At 66.9% G+C, this 14,643-nt stretch carries 12 protein-coding genes; 4 read left to right on the forward strand and 8 right to left on the reverse strand.

Going from position 1 to position 14,643, the window contains the following annotated elements; translation table 11 throughout:
- Nucleotides 1–43 precede the first annotated feature (43 nt).
- The gene (gene glpK, locus IEX78_RS15310) at nucleotides 44–1,540 is read left to right on the forward strand and encodes a glycerol kinase GlpK (protein WP_188829692.1); all 1,497 of its coding nucleotides are present in this window, start codon (nucleotides 44–46) and stop codon (nucleotides 1,538–1,540) included.
- Nucleotides 1,541–2,029: 489 nt separating this feature from the next.
- Here the strand turns inward: glpK and IEX78_RS15315 are convergent, their stop codons facing one another.
- From IEX78_RS15315 to IEX78_RS15330, 4 genes are all read right to left on the reverse strand, one after another.
- Nucleotides 2,030–3,211: an aminotransferase-like domain-containing protein gene (locus tag IEX78_RS15315; protein WP_188830218.1), complete on the reverse strand. Its 1,182-nt coding sequence runs from the start codon at nucleotides 3,209–3,211 to the stop codon at nucleotides 2,030–2,032.
- Between the two features lie 80 nt (nucleotides 3,212–3,291).
- Nucleotides 3,292–5,364: a DUF8176 domain-containing protein gene (locus IEX78_RS15320; protein WP_188829693.1), complete on the reverse strand. Its 2,073-nt coding sequence runs from the start codon at nucleotides 5,362–5,364 to the stop codon at nucleotides 3,292–3,294.
- 88 nt (nucleotides 5,365–5,452) lie between these two features.
- Nucleotides 5,453–6,625: a hypothetical protein gene (locus tag IEX78_RS15325; protein ID WP_229684023.1), complete on the reverse strand. Its 1,173-nt coding sequence runs from the start codon at nucleotides 6,623–6,625 to the stop codon at nucleotides 5,453–5,455.
- A 123-nt stretch (nucleotides 6,626–6,748) separates the two neighbouring features.
- Nucleotides 6,749–8,149: an NAD(P)H-quinone dehydrogenase gene (locus tag IEX78_RS15330; RefSeq protein WP_188829694.1), complete on the reverse strand. Its 1,401-nt coding sequence runs from the start codon at nucleotides 8,147–8,149 to the stop codon at nucleotides 6,749–6,751.
- A 93-nt stretch (nucleotides 8,150–8,242) separates the two neighbouring features.
- On the opposite strand from IEX78_RS15330, the gene IEX78_RS15335 reads away from it, so the two are divergent.
- A complete protein-coding gene (locus tag IEX78_RS15335; protein ID WP_188829695.1) occupies nucleotides 8,243–8,704 on the forward strand; it encodes a gamma-glutamylcyclotransferase family protein in 462 nt (153 codons plus the stop codon).
- Nucleotides 8,705–8,747: 43 nt separating this feature from the next.
- Here the strand turns inward: IEX78_RS15335 and IEX78_RS15340 are convergent, their stop codons facing one another.
- The 3 genes from IEX78_RS15340 to IEX78_RS15350 form a co-directional block, all read right to left on the reverse strand.
- Complete coding sequence (locus tag IEX78_RS15340) at nucleotides 8,748–9,896, reverse strand: amidohydrolase (protein ID WP_188830220.1); 1,149 nt, start codon at nucleotides 9,894–9,896, stop codon at nucleotides 8,748–8,750.
- 89 nt (nucleotides 9,897–9,985) lie between these two features.
- The gene (locus tag IEX78_RS15345) at nucleotides 9,986–11,182 is read right to left on the reverse strand and encodes a M20 family metallopeptidase (protein WP_188829696.1); all 1,197 of its coding nucleotides are present in this window, start codon (nucleotides 11,180–11,182) and stop codon (nucleotides 9,986–9,988) included.
- Nucleotides 11,183–11,195: 13 nt separating this feature from the next.
- Nucleotides 11,196–11,897 carry an enoyl-CoA hydratase-related protein gene (locus tag IEX78_RS15350; RefSeq protein WP_188829697.1) on the reverse strand — a complete coding sequence of 234 codons (702 nt, stop codon included), beginning with the start codon at nucleotides 11,895–11,897 and terminating at the stop codon, nucleotides 11,196–11,198.
- A 33-nt stretch (nucleotides 11,898–11,930) separates the two neighbouring features.
- Here IEX78_RS15350 and IEX78_RS15355 point away from each other — a divergent pair, with 33 nt between their 5' ends.
- Together IEX78_RS15355 and IEX78_RS15360 are read left to right on the forward strand one after the other, a co-directional pair.
- Nucleotides 11,931–12,710: a purine-nucleoside phosphorylase gene (locus IEX78_RS15355; RefSeq protein ID WP_188829698.1), complete on the forward strand. Its 780-nt coding sequence runs from the start codon at nucleotides 11,931–11,933 to the stop codon at nucleotides 12,708–12,710.
- Complete coding sequence (locus IEX78_RS15360) at nucleotides 12,711–14,210, forward strand: phospho-sugar mutase (RefSeq protein WP_188829699.1); 1,500 nt, start codon at nucleotides 12,711–12,713, stop codon at nucleotides 14,208–14,210.
- On the opposite strand, the gene IEX78_RS15365 is transcribed toward IEX78_RS15360, so the two are convergent.
- Nucleotides 14,207–14,629, reverse strand: coding sequence for a DUF4913 domain-containing protein (locus tag IEX78_RS15365; protein ID WP_229684024.1), 423 nt, complete (start codon nucleotides 14,627–14,629; stop codon nucleotides 14,207–14,209). The two genes, IEX78_RS15360 and IEX78_RS15365, sit on opposite strands and share 4 nt — an antisense overlap.
- Nucleotides 14,630–14,643: the final 14 nt, after the last annotated feature.

Genomic DNA, 14,643 nt, shown 5'->3' on the forward strand with positions numbered 1-14,643 from the left:
TTTTCTGGATCAGCGCGACGCCCGCACGCGGTAACCTGCCCGAATGCGTCGCTATGTGGCTGCCATCGATCAGGGCACGACTTCGAGTCGCTGCATCATCTTCGATCGGCAGGGCAAGATCGTCGGCAGCGCCCAGCGCGAACACCGCCAGATCTTCCCCAAACCTGGTTGGGTGGAACATGATCCGCGCGAAATCTGGGTCAACACCGAGTGGGCGATGGGCGCCGCGCTGGGCAACGCGGGCGTCGCCGCCAGCGAACTGGCTGCCGTCGGTATCACCAATCAGCGCGAGACCACGGTGGTGTGGGACCGCGCGACCGGTGAGCCGGTGTACAACGCGATCGTCTGGCAAGACACCCGCACCGACGCGCTATGCGAGGAATTAGCCGGTGAGCAGGGCATTGCCCGTTACGCCGACCGGACCGGGCTACCACTGTCCACTTATTTCGCAGGGCCGAAGCTGCGGTGGATTCTCGACAGCGTGGCTGGCGTGAGGGAGCGAGCCGAAGCCGGGGAACTCGCGTTCGGCACGATGGACAGCTGGGTGCTGTGGCAGCTCACCGGCGAGCACCTCACCGATGTGACGAATGCGTCGCGCACGATGTTGATGGATTTGCGCACGCTGCAATGGGATTCGGCGATTTGCGCCGACTTCGACATTCCGATGTCGCTGCTGCCGGAGATTAGGTCGTCGTCGGAGGTGTATGCCGACGCGGTCTCCGGGCCGTTCGCTGGCGTGCCTGTCGCGGGCATTCTGGGCGACCAGCAGGCGGCCACGTTCGGGCAGGCGTGTCTGCTGCCTGGCGAGGCCAAAAACACTTACGGCACAGGCAATTTCATGTTGCTGAACACTGGAACAACGCCCGTGTTCAGCAAGCACGGGCTGCTCACGACCGCCTGCTACCAGCTTGGCGACGAACCCGCCGTTTACGCGCTGGAAGGGTCGATCGCGGTCACCGGTTCGCTCGTGCACTGGTTGCGCGACAACCTCGGCATCATCGCCGACACCAGCGAAATCGAGCCGCTAGCCCGCAGTGTCGACGACAACGGTGGCGCGTACTTCGTGCCCGCGTTCTCGGGCCTGTTCGCGCCGCGCTGGCGTCCCGACGCGCGCGGAGTGATCGCCGGTCTCACACGCTTTGTCACCAAGGCCCACCTCGCGCGCGCCGCACTTGAGTCGACGGCGTTCCAGACCCGCGAGGTGGTCGACGCCATGCGCGCCGACGCCGCCGCCCAGCAGTTGGATTTGGAACTGACGACGTTGAAGGTCGACGGCGGGATGACCGCGAACTCACTGTTGATGCAGTTCCAGGCGGACTTATTGGACGTGCCGGTGGTGCGCCCGGTGGTGACGGAGACGACCGCGCTCGGCGCCGCTTACGCCGCCGGTCTCGCAGTGGGCTTCTGGGAGAGCACTGACGAGATCCGCGCGAACTGGGCAGCGGATCGCACGTGGACGCCGGATATGCCGGAACCCGAACGGACGCAGCGACTTTCGGAGTGGAACAAGGCGGTGGAACGGACGTACGGGTGGGCGTGAGAATACTCGCCGCGAGCCGTCGTCAACCGGCTAGTCGGGCACTGGGTCGCCGATACGATCAGCGCTCAGCCTGGCACGCCGCTGGGACCGCCCACACGACGATCACTCAGCCTGGTGCAGCGGCCAAGTCGCCGACACGATCAGCGCTCGGCCAGGCACCCCGGCTGAGCCGCCCGCACGACGATTGTCCTGCCGGGTCCACCGGCCGGGTGGCCGACACGACGATCGCTCAGCCAGGCGCACCGGACAGTACGGGTGGCGTGAAAGCAGCCGCTGTGCATCGGTAAGCGCGGCACTGGGCCGCCCAGCCGAACTCAGCCGGGCGCACCGGACAGTAAGGGGGTGTGAGAGTGGTCGCCATGAATCGGCTAGCGCGGAAGTTGGTCGCCGACACGATCAGTGCTCAGCCGGGCGCACCGGCTAGGTCGCCGACACGCTCAGCACTCATCCGGCGCACCGGACGGCGGCCTGGGCCGAAGGTCAGGGCCGTCAGCGGCTCGCGTGGGCGGCGGCGAGGCGGCGCACCGCTTCGGTGAGCGTGGCTTCGTCGCCCGTCGTGAAGCACATTCGGGCCGAGTTGCGGTAGGCGTCCGCGACGGCGAAGGCCGCGCCGGGGACGTACGCGACACCCGCGTCTAACGCCGTTGGCAACAGGGCTGTGGTGTCGGTGCCATCGGTGAAGTCGACCCACACGAACATGCCGCCTGCCGCGTCGGTGCAGGTTAGGGCGTCGCCGAAGGTGCTGCGCAGTGCCTCGACCAAGGTCTTCGCGCGGTGGCCGTACGCGGTGCGGACGGTGTCGACGTGCGCGGCGAACCAACTGGTGTCGGCGATGAGGTCGGCGGCGATCTGGTGGGTGAGCGCCGAGCCGCACAGGTCAGCGCCCTGCTTCAGTAGTTCAACCGCGCGACAAACACGGTCGGGCGCGACCATCCAGCCAACGCGCAAACTCGGAGCGAGCGTCTTCGACACGCTGCTCAGGCGGATCACCTGGTCGGAGTATGACGCGACCGCAGCCGGGGCCGGGGTGTCGAACCACAGCTCGCCGTACGGGTCGTCTTCGATGACCCAAAAACCGTGGCGCTCAGCAAGTTCCGCGAGACGGCGGCGGCGCTCGGGACTGAGCGTGACTCCGCCCGGGTTGTGGAAATTCGCGACCGTGTGCACGACGGCAGGGCGCTCACCGTTCGCGATGAGCTCTTCGAGGACGTCGACGCGCATGCCGTCGCGGTCGAGCGGCACCGCGACTATCCGCGCGCCAGCAGCCCGAAACACTTGCAACGCACCGACATACGCGGGATCCTCCACGATCACGAGCGCCCCGGGGTCGAGCAGCACCTCAGCGAGGAGCGAAAGTGCTTGCTGCGAACCATGAGTCACGAACACCTCATTGAGCCCCACCGCGCGACCGATGCGCGCCGATTCGCGTGCGGCGAGCACTTCACGCAGCGCTGGCAAGCCCGGCGACTCGGTGTATTGCAGACAGGATGCGTCAGCGAGGGCCGACTGCGCGGCGGCGGCGATGCGCTCGCGCGGCATCAACGCGGCGTCGGGCAGGCCACCAGCCAAGCTGATGATGTCGGCGCGCGCGGTGAGCTTCAGCAGGTCGCGAATGGCCGAACTTTGCAAGCCCGCGAGCTTGCCTGCGAGGGCTGGCGTAGAGAGCGGCATGCCCAACGATGACATACCGCGCCCACTTTTTGAAATAGTCGTCCCATGATTTGGGCAGCATTAGGCCCTCGTGGTTAGTCCTACCGCGCCGCGATGGACTTCAGCTGCCACTTGCCTTCCGGGTTGGCGTTCGTCGCGATGATGTCTTGCTTGTAGACCGTCACGACGCCGTCGGGATGCCATTCGCGCAGCTCAACGTCGAAATGACCACCGCTGACCTCGCGAATGCGCACGCAGTGTTTCGACCCGTTCGGGATCTGCTCGTCGATCGCGCGTTGGATCACGTCGGCGGGTGAGATCGTTTCGGAGTCAGGTGCCACGTACGTGCGGGCTTGCACACCCGACCGCTGCACGTAGAACGCGTAGTTGAAACCGAGGATCGCTTTGGCACCGGAGGTGGTGTCGCCCGGGCCGTTGCTGATAGTGACAAGCGGATCGAGACCCACCTTGCATTCCAGCGGTGCGGCGACCGATGCAATGGGCGGAGCCGTCGGGCCGGGATCGTCGCCCCCGCCGCGCTTGGTGAGCCCGATCGTCATGACGAGCGCAACCACGATCAGTACCGCGACAGCGATACCGCCGGCGATCCACTCACGCGGGAGCGACTTCTTTTTCTTCGCCGCCGCGATCGGCGTTGACGGCGCGAGCCGCTTGGCGATGGGGTCGTCGCTCCACGAAAGGCTGTCGTCGCCGGGTGGCTTCGGCACCTCGCCGTCGTCGCCGGGGTTGTCCCACCAGCGCTCAGATTTGGGTGCGTCCGCCTTCGGCGTTGTCATCCGCACGGTTTTGTCGGCGCGATTGTCGTCGGCTTGAGCGGGCACCGCCGACTGACTTGGCACAGCAGTGCTGGCCGCGTCCCGCAGCGCGTGCGCTCCGCTTGCGCCAGCGGTGCGCGCGACGTCGTCCCGCCCGGTGCTGACGGGGACAGATCCGCCGAAAGGTGAAGGGACGATGGGGGTTTCGCCGCTACGCGGCCGGGCGGAAGCTCCCGCGTTCGGTTCGCGCCGCAGGACCTCGGTCGCTTCACGCCCGTTCTCAACAGGCACAGCGCCACCGAAAGGCGATGCGGTCGCGGGTTGTCCGACACCCGATGTGGGTTCGCGACGCGCTCGATCGCCGTCGCCGGGGACCGCACCACCGAAGGGGGAAGGAGTACTTACGGGCGGCCCTGCAACAAGGCCGGACTCACGGCGCGCACGGTCGCCACCGTCGACGGGAACGGAACCGCCGAAAGGTGTGGCGGCACTTGATGATTCGCTCCCAGTGGGACGTGCAGCAGCGCCCGACGTAGGTTCGCGACGCAGGACCTCGGTGGCCTCACGCCCATTTTCGACAGGCACAGCACCACCGAAGGGTGATGCGGTAGCTGGCTGTCCGACACCCGACGTACCCTCACGACGCGCTCGATCGCCGTCGCCCGCTACGGCACCCCCGAAGGGTGAAGCAGCCGCAGGCTGCCCGGCACCAGACGTACCCTCACGGCGCGCCCAATCACCGTCGCCAGCCACGGAACCACCGAACGGCGAAGCGGCCCTAGGTTGCCCGATGCCCGACGTACTCTCACGACGCGACCTGTCGCCATCGCCGGATACGGGTCCGCCGAAAGGTGAAGTAGCGCTTGAGGTTTGGCGGGGCGTCGCGCCGAAGCGGACCGTCTGTTCGACTCCCGGCGGCGCGGTCGGCGGACCGAAGGGCGATGACGACGCGTCCTCGCCGAAGCCTTCCCGCGTGGGCGGCCCGACGGGGCCTCCGAAGGGCGACGACGGCGCATCAGGGGCGTTCACCGGGCCGCCGAACGGTCGCGATGACTCAGGCGGGCGACCAACAGTGCCGGACGACCCGGACGAAACGGGTCCGCCGACCGGCCCACCAAAGGGCGTCGATGGCGCGACCGGCCGCGCAGGGCCGGGCGCGGTCCCAGCCGAACCACTCGCGCCGAACGGCGAACCAACCTGCGCGGGCGGTGCCGAATAGCCGGTCACCGGGACGCCAAACGGCCCCGGGGTCGCGGGCGCGGATGCCGGCTTCCAGCCAACCTCCGGCAGCGAACTGGTCGGCGGGGGCGGCGGTGCTGCCGCTAACGGCGCGCCGAAACTACCCTCGGCGTCATCGTGGCCTTGGTCGCGGCTGGTGTCGTCACCGTCGGTACCCAAGTCGGAATCCTTTCCCCGGTCCGGGTGGGGACATGCGTGTGGGGCGGTCGATTGCCTCGACCGCCCCACACGACGTAGCAGCTTGTTGCTAGTACTGGAGCGAACCGCCCCATTGGGTGTTGACACCCAAGACGTTGACCGTCTGGAGCAGATCTCCCGGCACCGGCAGTGTAGCGCGGGCGGCAGCGTCGAGCGCGGCCACGCCGCCCGGCTGAGCCTTGATCCAGTTCTCCACCGACGCCTTGGCCAGGTTGGCCTGCGTGGTGTCGAGGACGGTGACGGTGGTGTTGTCGGCGCGACCGTCGCCACCGTTGAAGGTGGTGACCTTCACCGCGTTGGCACCGATGTACTCGACAGCAACGCCCGCGTCACCGAAACCGGTGGGCGTGCGGTAGCCGATGGTGCCGACGTAACCCGACGCGTTGTTGTAGTGGTGGGTGTTGGCGAGCACGCCGGGGACCAGACCACCGGCATCGACGGTGACGCCGACTTCCTGGTGCGGGCCTTCCATCGCGACGACCGGCGCGGCAGGCGCGTCGGCGAGGTTGGGTGCCTGCCACTTCGGCGCTGCGGGCGCTTCAGCGGGCTGGTCTTCGGCAGGGGTCGCCGACTCGCCAACCTGGTTGTTCGACGCGCCCGGCTGCACCGGCTTCACCGGATTGGTCTGCGGCGCAACGTTATTCGCACCCGGCGTGCCCGACTCATCACCGGACTCCGGCTTGGCCGGATCAGCGGGCTTGCTCGGGTCGGCAGGCTTGCTCGGGTCGGTGGCCACAGCGGGCACCGCCCCACCCTGACCCGGCACCGGCAGCGGCGCGACACGCGGGCTCGTGACACCCGGCTGGCTCGGCGTGGGCTTCACGTTGACGCCCGGCTGACCCGGCGTGGTGACACCCGGCTGCACGGGAGTGGTCTGACCCGGCTTGCTCTGCTCAGGCTTGACCTTCTCCGGCGTCTCGCCCGGCTTCGTCTGCTCGGGCGTCTGCCCCGGCTTTACTTCCTCAGGAGCTTCCGGCGCGGGCGTGTTGGTTTCGGGCGCGTCCTGCTGGAACTGGCCACCGTGCCCGTTGCCATTACCGTTGTTGCCGTTGCCATTACCGTTGTCGTTGTTGTCGAGCTGCGCGGGCGCGGGCTGACCACCATCGTGCGGCGCGGCACCGGCCGGGCCGGCCAAAATGGTGGCAACCGCGGCGGCTGCGGCCAACGGCAACGAAGTACTCGCGATCGCGCGCTGGGCACGACTCGGCTTGCGATGCTTCACTTTTCGCTGATCCCTTTCCCGGAGGGAGTCCCCCAACTTCACCCACACGCGATCACAAACTGATCACGCCTCGCGGTGAGTCAACCACATCAGCCCCAGTGAGGCAACGCCAGCCGTCGGTGCTTAATCGAGGTCGTCGTGGCGCATCAACAACCGTCCCGCCTCGGTGACTGAACCGGTCAAAGATGGGTACACAGAGAATGTTTGGGCCAAATCGGCCACCGTCAGATTGTTCTGCACGGCCAGCGCGATGGGCAGAATCAACTCCGAAGCGATGGGTGCGACGACCACGCCACCGATCACCACACCGGTCGCCGGGCGACAGAAGATTTTCACGAAACCCCGTCGCAGTCCCGACATTTTGGCGCGCGGGTTGGTGTTCAGCGGCAGCATCACCGTGCGGGCTGGCACCTCGCCGTTGTCGATCGCGGTCTGACTCACGCCGACGGTCGCGATCTCGGGGCGCGTAAAGACCGCTGACGCAACGGTTTTCAGCCGAATCGGGCTCACGCCTTCACCGAGCGCGTGGTACATCGCGATGCGGCCCTGCATCGCGGCCACCGACGCGAGCGGCAGCAGACCGGTGCAGTCGCCCGCCGCGTAAATGCCGGGCACCGAGGTGCGCGACACGCGGTCGACACGCAAGTAGCCACCCTTGTCCAGTTCGATCCCCACCTGGTCGAGGCCAAGGTTTTCGGTGTTAGGCGTAGACCCAACGGTCATGAGCGCGTGCGAACCGGTGACGTTGCGCCCGTCGGCCAGCTTCACGACGATGCCGTCGGCGGTGCGCTCGACGGCGTCGGCACGCGCGTGTTTCACCAGCTCAACGCCACGTTCGGCGAGCGCTTCCTCCAAGACGAGCGCGGCGTCGGCGTCTTCGCCGGGCAGCACGCGGTCGCGGCTAGAGACCAACTTCACCGGAACGCCCATCTCGGTATAGGCCGAAACGAACTCCGCGCCGGTGACACCCGAGCCGACAACAACGAGCGATTCGGGCAGCTCATCGAGGTCGTAAAGCTGACGCCAGGTGAGGATGCGCTCGCCGTCAGGCTCAGCGCCAGGCAGCACACGCGGGCTCGCGCCGGTGGCGATGAGCACCACTTCGGCTTCGAGTTCCTCGGTAGTGCCGTCGGCGAGATTGGCGCGCACCTGATGCGCCAAACCGGTTGACTTGCCGGTCAATTCGCCATAGCCAGAGAGTAACCGCACACCAGCGGCCTGCAGTTTCGCCTTAATATCGGCCGATTGCGCTAGCGCGAGCGCCTTCACGCGGCCGTTCACCTCCGGCAGGTGAACCTTGGCCTGTTCGGCGTCGATGGTGATGCCAAGATCGCGGGCGCGGCGCAGGTCAGTGCGCAGGCCGGTCGAGGCAATGAAGGTTTTCGATGGCACACAGTCCCACAGCACGCATGCTCCGCCGATGCCGTCGGCATCGATCAACGTCACGTCAGCCCCGTGTTGGGACGCGACAAGAGCCGCCTCGTAGCCGGCCGGTCCACCGCCGATGATCGCAATCCGGGTCACGTGTCACGCTCCTATTCGTCGGGTCGTGGTCATCATTTCAGGTTTTGCGGCGTGCGGTGCGTCTGGCCGATCGTTATTGGCTACAGTTCACGAGTGCCGATCTATGCCGCTTACGGGTCCAACATGGACTCGACGCAGATGCTGGAACGCTGCCCCCACTCGCCTATGTCCGGGACCGGGTGGTTGGAAGGTTGGCGCCTGACCTTCGCCGGTGACGACATCGGCTGGGAAGGCCCGCTGGCCACCGTCGTCGAGGAGCCAGGCTCCCGGGTCTTCGTCGTGCTCTATGACGTGTCACCCGAGGACGAGGAACGCCTCGACCGCTGGGAGGGCTCGGACTTCGGTATCCACAAGAAGATCCGGCTTCGCGTCACCGGCAACGACGGCGACTCGCGACTCGCGTGGCTGTATGTGCTTGACGCTTACGAAGGCGGGCTGCCATCAGCGCGCTATATCGGAGTTATCGCTGACGCCGCCGAAAAAGCCGGTGCGCCAGAGGATTACGTGCACGCGTTGCGTACGCGCAACAGCAAGAACGTGGGGCCAGGGGCTTAACGCGCTCGACGTGCCTGTCGCGCAACGGATTACGCGCGACAGGTTAGGCGTGCAGCACGATGCCCGTGAGGGTGCGCACGCCCACTTCCAACGCGCGCTCGTCGATGTCGAAGGTGGGCTGATGCAGGTCGAGTTGTTCGCCTTCGCCTGACCACACCCCGAGGCGGGCCATCGCGCCCGGCGCCTCTTCGAGATACCACGAAAAGTCTTCTCCCCCACCGGATTGCGGGGTGTCGGCGAGCGCTTCGGGGCCCATCGCCAGGATCGAGTTCTCGAACATCGCGACCGAAATCGGATCGTTGACCACCGGCGGAACGCCGCGCTTGTAGTTGAGCTGGAACCGCACGCCCGTCGGCGCGAGCAGCCCTTCGACAATCTCGCGCACCAGCGGTTCGAGCAGTTCCCACGTCGCGTGGTCGCCAGTGCGGACGGTGCCGGTGAGCATGCCGGTCTGCGGGATCGCGTTAGGCGCTTTGCCCGCGCTGACCGCGCCCCACACCATGACCGTGCTGGTCCGCGGATCGACGCGGCGGCTCAACAAGCCGGGCAGGCCGGTGATGACGGTGCCGATCGCGTACACCAAATCCGAGGTGAGGTGCGGGCGCGACGTGTGCCCGCCTGGCGAGTCGAGAATCAACTCGACGGTGTCGGCGGCCGAGGTGATCGCGCCGGTACGCAGCCCGATCTTGCCAACTTCAAGCCGTGGGTCGCAGTGCAGCGCGAAGATCCGGTCGACGCCGACCATCGCGCCAGCGGCGACGGCGTCGAGCGCGCCACCGGGCATCACTTCTTCGGCGGGCTGGAAGATCAGGCGAACCCCAACCGGCAGCGTTTCCTCCGCCTCAGCAAGCGCGAGTGCCGCGCCCAACAGGACCGTCGTGTGCGCGTCATGACCGCACGCGTGCGAGACGCCGGGGGCGGTCGAACTGAACGGCAGGCCGGTGAATTCCTGCATCGGCAGCGCGTCCATGTCGGCACGCAGCGCGATGCGTGGCCGGTCGGTTGGCCCAAGGTCGCAGACGATGCCGGTGCCGCCGGGCAGGACTTCGTAATCGAGCCCAGCCTTGGTGAGCCACTCGCCAACGAACTCCGTCGTCGCGAATTCGGCACGCGACAGTTCCGGGTTCGCGTGGATGTGGCGACGCCAACGGACGAGGTCATCGGCATGTTCGGCCAGCCAGGCGTCGACAATCTCAAGCCCTGCGGCCGGGCCCGGAGTGAGCGCGGGCAGCGTCGACGCCGATTCCGCATCGGCGGTGCCGGCTTGTTGCCCCGAAACGCTCACCGTTGCTTCTCCTGTCGTCGCGCCAACTGTTCAAGCAAATTATCCCTATGCGCTTCATCACGGGCGACGGCGATCCCGGTACGGGCCAGCGCGAGCGCTCCGTCGATGACCGCGCGGTCGGCCGACGCGCTCACCGCCGCCGTCGCGAATTCGGGCTGATGCGTGACCGCGCCGCCCGCGTCGATGCCGATCACCGGGTGAATGCCGGGCAGCACATTGGTGACGTTGCCCATGTCAGTGCTGCCGAGCGGACGCGCGGCTTCGAATTCGACGGGCAGCGGCACGCGGCCGAGTCGCACGATTTCGGCGCGATACAGGTCGCTGAGCAGCGGGTCGGGCGTGAGTTCGGTGTAGGTCGGCGCGACCGTGGAGATGTCGTGGGTACACCCGGTGGCGAGCGCGCCCGCCGCGAAGCACGACTTCGCGCGACGCATGAGGTCGTCGAGCGCGCCCGCGTTGGTCGCGCGCAGGTAGTAGAGCAGTTCCGCGCGACCAGGCACGATGTTGGGCGCGATACCGCCGTCAGCGACGATGCCGTGCAATTGCTGACCGGGCTGGAGGTGTTGGCGCAGCAGGCCGATGGCGACCTGGGCGACGGTGACCGCGTCGCCCGCGTTGCGCCCAAGCTCAGGCGCGGCACTCGCGTGCGCTTCGTGGCCGTGATAAACGATCGACAGGTCGGCGAGGGCCAGCGATCGCGCGCCGACGATGTCGACGGGACCGGGGTGGACCATCATCGCCAGCGCGAGGTCGTCGAATGCGCCAGCTTCGAGCATGAGGACTTTGCCGCCACCGGATTCTTCGGCTGGCGTACCGAGCACCACGACGGTAATGCCAAGCTCATCAGCCACTTCCGCGAGACCGAGCGCGGCACCGACGGCACTGGCGGCGATCACGTTGTGCCCGCACGCGTGCCCGATTTCGGGCAGGGCGTCGTATTCGGCGCAGATACCGATCGTGAGCGGGCCGCTGCCGTAGGTCGCGCGGAAGGCGGTCGGAAGTCCAGCGATGCCAGTCGTGACCTCGAAGCCCCGATTCGCCAGTGGCGCAAGCACTTTCGCAACACTGCGGTGCTCGTTGAACGCTAACTCGGGTTCGGCGGCGATAGCGTGGGAAAGCGCGACGAGCTCGGCGGACGCGGCATTAACCGCCGCATCCGCCGAAATGGTTTCGCCCGTTCGCGAAGCAGACATGCTGCTCAGTAAATCAGCTTCCGAAGGGGAGGTTCTCCGGGGTGACCGGGATCGCGAGCGCGGCAAGCGCCTCGGCGTGCAGGTCGGTCTTGATGATCGGCAGGATCGGCTTGCGCAGGCTCGACAACGCGGTTGCCTGGGCGACTGCCGTCGGCAGCACCTGGTCACCGTCGGCCTTGGCGTCGACGATGCCCGCGGCGATGGCGTCATCAGCACCGAAGCGGAAACCGGTCGTCATGGCCTTGACCAGCACCTGGTTGGCAAGTCGACCCTTGAGCAGGCCGTTCATGCCGGGGGTGAACGGCATGCCGAGCAGCACCTCGGGCAGCGACCAGAAACCGCGATCGGCGCGCATCACGCGGAAGTCGTGCGCGGTGGCAAGCATCGCGCCCGCCCCGAACGCGTGGCCATTGACCGCGGCGATGGTCGGCATCGGGAAAGTCAGCAGGCGGGTGTAGAGGGTGTGCACGCTGTCGAGGTAGCCGTGGATCTTGTCCAGGTTGCCGAAGACGTAGTCGGTGTCGAGGCCGTTGCTGTAGTACTTGCCGGTCGCGACGGTGACCAGCGCGGCGGCGCCTTCAGACTTCTCCACCTCATCGAGCGCGGCGTGGAATGCGGCAATCCACTCGGGTGAGAAACGGTTCTCGTTGTCGGTCTCGCCCTCATTCCCCAGGTAGAGAACGAAAACATCACCAGAGCGCGCTAAGTAAGGCATGACCGAAGAATAAACGGTGCCTAGACTCAGGCCATGCTTGCCACCCAAGCCGCTGAGGCCATCGCCGAAAGAACTGACACTCCCGCCCACCGCGTCGCGGTGATTCTAGGCTCGGGCTGGCAAGACGCCGCAGCCGAAATCGGGGCGGCGCACGCGTCGATTCCGATGGCGGAGTTGCCCGGATTTGGTAAGCCGACCGCGCAAGGTCACGGCGGGATCGTGCATTCGGTGCGCGTTGGTGAGACGCCGGTGCTGTTGATGATGGGTCGGCAACATCTCTACGAGGGGTACACGCCGCAGCAGGTGGTGCACGCGGTCACGACCGCCGTCGCCGCCGGTGCCGAAATCGTGTTGCTCACCAACGCCGCGGGCGGCATTCGCGCTGGCCTGACGGTTGGTGAGCCGGTGCTGATCAGCGATCACCTCAACCTCACCGGTCGCACGCCGCTCGAAGGCGCGAACTTCGTGAACCTCGTTGACGCGTGGGACCCCGAACTGCGCGCGCTCGCCCGGGAAGTTGACCCGAGCCTCACCGACGGCGTCTACGCCGGGCTGACCGGTCCGCAGTACGAAACGCCCGCCGAGATTCGGATGCTGTCGACCGTCGGGGCCGACCTCGTTGGCATGTCAACGGTGCTCGAAGCCATCCAGGCGCGGGCGCTTGGCGCGAAGGTGCTCGGCATTTCGCTGGTCACCAACCTCGCCGCGGGCGTCACCGGCGAAGCGCTTTCGCATGCCGAAGTCCTTGCCGAAGGGCAGGCTGCCGCGCCGCGCCTCGGCAAACTGTTGCGCGGGATTTTGGAGCGCGTCTAGATGTTGCGCTTCGGGACTGCTGGGCTGCGCGGGCCGCTGCAAGAGGGGCCCGATGGGATGAACGTGACGACGGTGTCGCGGGCGACGGCCGGGCTCGCCGCGTGGTTGCGCGACCGGTGTCTCGGTGGCGGGACCGTCGTTGTTGGGCGCGACGCGCGCCACGGTTCGGCCGAATTCGCGACGGCGACAGCGGAAATACTCACTGCCGCAGGGTTTCCCGTCGTGTTGTTACCCGAACCGGTGCCAACGCCTGTTGTCGCGTTCGCGGTGCGGGAGCTTGGTGCGGTTGCCGGGGTGCAGATCACCGCGTCGCACAATCCGCCCGCTGACAATGGGTACAAGGTGTATCTCGCCGGTGGATCGCAGTTGCTTGCGCCTGCTGACGCTGAGATTGAGCAGGCGATCGATGCGGTAGTTGAGCCTATTGCGCGCGAGGCGGTTTCGCCTTCCGATGATTCGCTGGTCGCCCAGTATCTTGCTCGCGTCGCGGAATTGCCTGCGGCACTTCGTGGTCCAGGCGAACGCGCACCGATCCGAATCGCGTTGACCGCGATGCATGGGGTGGGCGGTGCTATCGCGGTCCGTGCGCTGAACGCTGCTGGGTTCACCGACGTGCATGTGGTCGATGAACAGTTCGCGCCCGATCCAGACTTCCCGACTGTGGCGTTTCCAAATCCGGAAGAGCCGGGCGCTTCGGACCTGCTGTTAGCGCTGGCTAAGCGGGTCGACGCCGATGTCGCGATCGCGTTGGACCCCGACGCCGACCGGTGCGCGGTCGGCGTGCCCGACCCGGTCACCGGCGAATGGCGGATGCTGCGTGGCGACGAAACCGGCGTGCTTCTCGCGGATTACGTGCTCAGCGGCGATGTTGGCTCGGACCCGCTCGTCGCGACAACAATCGTTTCCTCGCGACTGTTGTCCAAGCTCGCGCCCGCGCGCGGCGCTCGGTACGCCGAAACACTCACCGGGTTCAAATGGTTGGCGCGAGCGGGCGACGGGCTCGTTTACGCGTATGAAGAGGCGATCGGGCACTGTGTCGATCCGTCGTTCGTGCGGGACAAGGACGGGATTTCCGCTGCGGTTTCCGTCGCCGATCTCGTCGCGTTGTTGAAAGCGCGTGGCCGGACGTTGACTGACGAACTTGATTCGTACGCAACGGAATTCGGGGTGCATTCGGGTGGTCAGGTTTCCCTGCGACTGCCTGACCAAGCTGCGGCGGGCAAGCTCTCCGCCTCACTGCGCGAGCATCCTCCGCACGAAATCGCCGGTGCCCCGGTACATTTCACCGACCAGGCTGCCATGCGCGGCACGATGCGCACCGACGCGCTGATCTTCGACGCCGACGACTTCCGCGTCGTGATCCGCCCTTCGGGCACCGAGCCCAAGCTCAAGTGCTACCTCGAAACCTTCGTCGACGACACCAGCGACCTTCCCGCGGCGCGCGCTAAGGCGGCTAGTCGACTGGCCGAGCTCACCGAATACTGTTCGGCGCTGGGCTAACTGCCGCGAACCAGTTGCGCCTTGCCCCGCCCCGACGGGGCAAGGTAGCCGCCGCGCATACCGGAGTCGGTGACCGGCAGTGAGTACGTTTCGCGATGTCCGCGCTCGACCGAGCACTGCCGGAACGGGCCATTCACCGAGGTGAGCGCGGCCATATGCGGGTCGGCGTGCCGCAACAGCCAATCGCTCACCGCTGGCCCGCCGGGCCGTTCGCATTCTTCCCAGACCTGCCACAGCGCGTCGACGCGCACGACCGCGCTCGGGTGACGCCACCACTCAGGACACCACTTGAGCCCGTCGCCTGGGCGGTAGCCGAGTGCGTCGCCGAAGACCTTGCTGAAGTAGCCGTCAAACCACGACATCGCATCGGGATAAACCGTTTCCGACGTCTCTTCAGCGATCGCTCCGGGGTAGGGCATCGAAACAGGATCGC

This window comes from Nocardia camponoti, from assembly GCF_014646135.1.
Lineage (GTDB): Bacteria > Actinomycetota > Actinomycetes > Mycobacteriales > Mycobacteriaceae > Nocardia > Nocardia camponoti.

What these genes read in the sequence shown, in the direction of transcription:
- glpK (WP_188829692.1), top strand. Translation starts at nt 44, where the DNA reads ATGCGTCGCTATGTGGCTGCCATCGATCAGGGCACGACTTCGAGTCGC.
- IEX78_RS15315 (WP_188830218.1), bottom strand. Translation starts at nt 3,211, where the DNA reads ATGCCGCTCTCTACGCCAGCCCTCGCAGGCAAGCTCGCGGGCTTGCAA.
- IEX78_RS15345 (WP_188829696.1), bottom strand. Translation starts at nt 11,182, where the DNA reads ATGTCTGCTTCGCGAACGGGCGAAACCATTTCGGCGGATGCGGCGGTT.
- IEX78_RS15350 (WP_188829697.1), bottom strand. Translation starts at nt 11,897, where the DNA reads ATGCCTTACTTAGCGCGCTCTGGTGATGTTTTCGTTCTCTACCTGGGG.
- IEX78_RS15355 (WP_188829698.1), top strand. Translation starts at nt 11,931, where the DNA reads ATGCTTGCCACCCAAGCCGCTGAGGCCATCGCCGAAAGAACTGACACT.
- IEX78_RS15360 (WP_188829699.1), top strand. Translation starts at nt 12,711, where the DNA reads ATGTTGCGCTTCGGGACTGCTGGGCTGCGCGGGCCGCTGCAAGAGGGG.
- IEX78_RS15365 (WP_229684024.1), bottom strand. Translation starts at nt 14,629, where the DNA reads ATGCCCTACCCCGGAGCGATCGCTGAAGAGACGTCGGAAACGGTTTAT.